Origin of the sequence: Protofrankia symbiont of Coriaria myrtifolia (genome assembly GCF_900634755.1) — a bacterium.
Taxonomy (GTDB): domain Bacteria; phylum Actinomycetota; class Actinomycetes; order Frankiales; family Frankiaceae; genus Protofrankia; species Protofrankia coriariae.
Genome location: NZ_CAAAFS010000060.1, coordinates 13,574 through 17,973 on the forward strand (window position 1 = coordinate 13,574; position 4,400 = coordinate 17,973).

The 4,400-nt window shown below is 72.0% G+C and carries 3 protein-coding genes and 1 pseudogene; 1 reads left to right on the forward strand and 3 read right to left on the reverse strand.

Annotation, left to right across the window (positions count from 1 at the left end):
- Nucleotides 1-49: 49 nt before the first annotated feature.
- From CM1CMNOD_RS03120 to CM1CMNOD_RS03130, 3 genes are all read right to left on the reverse strand, one after another.
- Nucleotides 50-1,738: an alanine racemase gene (locus tag CM1CMNOD_RS03120; protein WP_013872218.1), complete on the reverse strand. Its 1,689-nt coding sequence runs from the start codon at nt 1,736-1,738 to the stop codon at nt 50-52.
- An 11-nt stretch (nt 1,739-1,749) separates the two neighbouring features.
- Nucleotides 1,750-2,160 carry an ATP-binding protein gene (locus CM1CMNOD_RS03125; RefSeq protein ID WP_043604699.1) on the reverse strand — a complete coding sequence of 137 codons (411 nt, stop codon included), beginning with the start codon at nt 2,158-2,160 and terminating at the stop codon, nt 1,750-1,752.
- 210 nt (nt 2,161-2,370) lie between these two features.
- A complete protein-coding gene (locus CM1CMNOD_RS03130) occupies nt 2,371-4,188 on the reverse strand; it encodes a PP2C family protein-serine/threonine phosphatase (RefSeq protein WP_242625429.1) in 1,818 nt (605 codons plus the stop codon).
- Here CM1CMNOD_RS03130 and CM1CMNOD_RS22185 point away from each other — a divergent pair.
- Nucleotides 4,175-4,400, forward strand: a pseudogene (locus CM1CMNOD_RS22185) (hypothetical protein); the annotation flags it as partial. The gene CM1CMNOD_RS03130 and the pseudogene CM1CMNOD_RS22185 overlap by 14 nt on opposite strands.

Sequence of the window (4,400 nt, forward strand, 5' to 3'; positions counted from 1 at the left end):
CGGGTTGCACGGGTTGCACGGGCCATGTGAGCTGCGGAGGCCACGAAAGTCACGTCCGCTCGTCACGTCGGGTGGTCCAGGTGCTGTGGGAGCCCCCGGTGTGCGTCGAGCTGGTGTGCGTCGAGCTGGTGTGCGTCGAGCTCGTGTGGGCCGAGCCGGTGGACGTCGAGCTGGTATGGGTCGAAGAGACGGTGTAGGTCGAGCCGCCGTGTGCCGGGCCGTGCCGCGTCGAACCTGTGTGGTGCGTCGAACTTGTGTGGACGTGGGTGAAGCCACCGCCCGAGTCCCGCGACACCGCGACCCGTACCGGTGGCGGATGCCCCAGGAACCCCTGCATGGCGAACTCGTATCCGTAGGCGCCGGCCATCGGGAAGACCACTATGTCGCCCGCGCGTACCGCGTCCACGGTGATGTCGCGGGCGAGGGTGTCCTCGGGCGTGCACAGCTCGCCGACCACGGTCACCGGCCGTCCGGCGACGTCGGGGCGCGGGAAGTCGTACGGCCAGTCGTCCACCGCGACGACCCCGAAGTTGTGCACGATCTCCCAGGACGCCGGCAGCTGGAAGTGGTGGATGCCGCCCCGCAGCACCACGAAGTCGGTGCCGTGGGCGTGTTTGACGTCGGTGACCTCGGCCGCGTACGCGCCGCAGTCGGCGACCAGCCAGCGTCCCGGCTCGAACAGCACCCGTACCCCGGCCGGGACCGGTGTCGCCCGCAGGCCGGCGGCGAAGGCGTCCAGGTCGAAGGGGCATTCGCCGCGCCGGTCCGGCTCGAAGGGCACCCCCAGCCCGCCGCCGACGTCGACGACCCGCAGGTCGACGCCGTGCGCGGCGGCCGTGTCGGCCGCGTACCCCAGACACCAGCGGACGTAGTCCAGGTGCGCGGCGGCGTCGAGGTTCCCGGACACGGCGTGGACGTGGAAGCCGGCCACGTCGACCCAGGGCAGTGACCGGGCGATGGCCAGGACGTCGGGGACGTCCGCCTCGGGTATCCCGAAGGCGCTGGCCTCCCCGCCCATCCGCAGCGAGCCGGCGAGGGCCACCCGGGACGGGTTGACCCGCAGCGTGACCGGTATCTGGCGGCCCGCCCGGCCCGCGACGTGGTTCAGCCGGCGCAGCTCACCGGGGCTTTCGACGTTGACGGTCATCTCGGCGCCGGCCCTGGCGGCCTCGACGAGCGTGGCCAGCAGCGGGACGGACTTCCCCGGGCCGGAGACGACGATGCGGGCAGGCCGCCCGATCCGCTGGGCGCTGTCCAGCGCGAGCTGGATCTCATGGCTGGAGGCGACCTCGAAACCGTCCACCCCCTGGCCGGTGGGGAGGCTGCGCCCGGTGCTGCCGGTGTGCTGGGCGCTGTGGGCCTGCTGGGCGCCGTGGCCGTGGCCGTGGCCAGCGGCGAGGGCGTCGAGGACCGGCGGGTAGCCGTTTGCCTTCACCGCATAGAAGATCGCGGCCCATGGCGGTAACGCGGCTTTCAGCCGGGCGGCGTTACCGGCTGCGACGTCAAGATCGTAGATGTACGCACTGATCGGATCGGCGTACGCCCCGGCGAAAGGCTGTACGCCGGTGAAGGCCCCGGTGAAGGCCGCTGAGGCGGTGGGAGCATCCGGGGGATGAGCGGATCGGCCGGGAGCGCCGCCGCGTGCTCCGAGGGCGCCGCGTAGCCAGTGCAGCGTTGCCGCGGGCAGCCGGCTGACGGGCAGGGCGTGCAGCCGGCCGGCCGACGGTGGCAACTGCACGCGCGTTCAGCTCACGACTGGACGGGTAGGTCGAACCAGAGGTACTTCCCCGAGTCCACCGCCACCGCGCCCCAGCTACCGGCGAGAGCGTCCAGGACGAGCAGGCCACGGCCGCCCTCGCTGCCGAGATCCACCTGCTGCCGCTGCGGTAGCACGACAGACGTGTCCGAGACAGAGGCGTGTACGAGGCCTGGCCGTAGTTCGAGCAACAGCCAGACGGGTGGCTTGCCGTATTTGACCGCGTTCGTGACCAGTTCGCTGACCAGGAGTTCCGCTGTCCCGACGGCTTCCTCGGACAGATTCGTGCGGGCGAGCTGCTCCCTGAGCGCACGGCGTGCCTGCGGGACGGCCGCGGGCACGTAGGGCAGCTCGACCAGCATGTGCGTGGCCGAGGGGCGCAACGACGACGCGCGGGTCATCATGTCCTTTTCCACCCCGTCTGTGTATTCATTGATCACCGAATCCGATGTGATGACATCCCTGTACGTCTACCCACAGGCCGGCTATTCCAAGCACTTCCGGTCTTTCACGGTCAACGGGCGGATGCCGGGTAGTCTTTATGACGTACGGTAACGGTATCGCTTGCTTCCGTCGCGATCTCCGGTGGAAAGGTTTCACTGGATCGCGGAGTGTCATGTTGGTATGCGGGCCGCGAGCACCGCGACGTCGTCGCGCAGCCGGCCGCCGGCAAACCGCTCGGCAGCCGCCCGCAGCCGCTCCGCGATCCCCTGGGCGGACATCCCGGCGCAGCCGCGCAGGGTGGCCAGCAGCCGCTCCTCGCCGAAGAGTTCCCGGCCGCGGCGTGCCTCGACGACTCCGTCGGTGTACAGGACGAGCGCGTCCCCGGCCCGCAGCGACACCCGCACCTCGGGAAAGATCGCATCCTCGTCGTCGAGGACCCCCAACAGCGTTCCCGGTTGCGCGACGAACACGGCCGTCCCGTCCGCCCGGACGAGAACCGGCAGCGGATGCCCGGCCATGCAGATCGAGACCACCCGTTCGACCGACCGCGCTTCGGATCGGGCAGCCGGCCGCGCCAGGCCGGTGGGACCGCGCGCCCCCGACGGCCGGGGACCGCCTGACCACCCCGGCTCGTCCGCCGGCGGGCCCGGCTCGCTCGGGGGGCCGAGTTCGCCAGCGGGCCGCAGTTGGGCCGCCGCGAGCGTGCAGAAACGTCCCTGACCAGCGGGGTTCGGGTAGCTGGAGGTGTCCCGCAACGCCCGGTTGAGATCCATCATGATGTCGGGCAGGTTGTGGCGCTGGCCGGCCAGCAGCCGTAGCACGGCCCGCGCGACCCCGGTGACGTTGGCGGCTTCCGCGCCCTTGCCGCAGACATCCCCGATGATGATCGTCCAGCCGCCGTCCGGATCCGGGACGAGGTCGAAGAAGTCACCGCCGACCTCCAGGCCGGCCCGTGCCGAGCGGTAGGACGAACCGAGCTCGATCCCGTCGATGTGGGGCAGTTCGGGCGGCAGCAGTCCGGCCTGTAACTCGCCGGCCACCTCCACCTGCTGGCGGAACAGGCGGGCGTTGTCGACCGTGAAGGCCGCGCGGCGGGCCAGATCGGTGAGCAGTTCGATCTCGTCGGCCTCGAAGTTGTTCCCGGCGGCGCGGCCGAGGGTCAGCACGCCCAGCACCCGGCGGCGGGCACGCATCGCGGCGATGACGGTGGGCGCGCCGTCGACGGTGGCGACCCGCACGGTGTCGGTGAGCGCCGCCTGCACGTGAGCGACCAGCGTCCCGACCGGGTCGTCCGCCCAGGCGGACAGGGCACCGGCCGCGGCCTCGTCCACATGGCCGACGGCGGCCAGCTTGATCGCACCGTCGTCGCGCAACAGGTGGACCGTGCACCAGCGGGCCAGCCGGGGCACTGGCAGGCGTGCGAGCAGGGCCAGGCTCCGGTCGGTGTCGAGGCTGCCCGCGAGCAGGTCGGATGCCTCGGCCAGGAAGGACAGCATGCCGATCCGGCGTTCCTCGACACGCCGCAGATGGGCACCGCCGAGCGCCAGCGCCATCCAACGGGCGACCAGCTGGATCCGTTCCTCGAGGTCGCCGTGGACAGCGCCATCCATGTCGTCACGGACGGCACCATGGATATCGCGATGAGCATCGCCATGGATGGCGTCGTCGTGGATGCCGCCCGCGTCGTCGTCGAGCTGGCACACGCGGGCCGCACCGGTGGGTGCCCTGCCGGTGGACGCCGGGAGGCCTGGTGACCACAGCAACAGTTCTCCGACGGTCCCGTCACGGGAGTCCAGCGGGATGCGGCGGGCGTCCCGCTCCGAACCGGTCGACCCGAAGGCTGCCACCACCTCCGCCGTTCCCGCCCGGTTACGGCTGCGCCGTACGAGGCCCGCCCCGGACGACGGCAGCGCGTCGACGAGCTGCGCCAGCAGTTCACCGACTTCCTCCTCGACCGACAGGACACGGGTGAGGGTGGACGAGAGCAACCGCGCCGGCCTGCGTGGGCCCACCACCGTGGCGGGCGCGCCCACCGCGGCCGGGGGCCCGGCGGCGGATCCGCTCCCATGGGCCGCCAGGCCGGGGGGCAAGTCGGGGGACAAGCTGGAGGGCAAGCCGGGGGACACTGTCCGGGCGTCGGCGCGGGCCGTCTCGGCAGCCGCGGTGGCCGGGCCGGGCCGACGCCCGGACAGTGTCCCCC

What these genes read in the sequence shown, in the direction of transcription:
- CM1CMNOD_RS03125 (WP_043604699.1), bottom strand. Translation starts at nt 2,160, where the DNA reads ATGATGACCCGCGCGTCGTCGTTGCGCCCCTCGGCCACGCACATGCTG.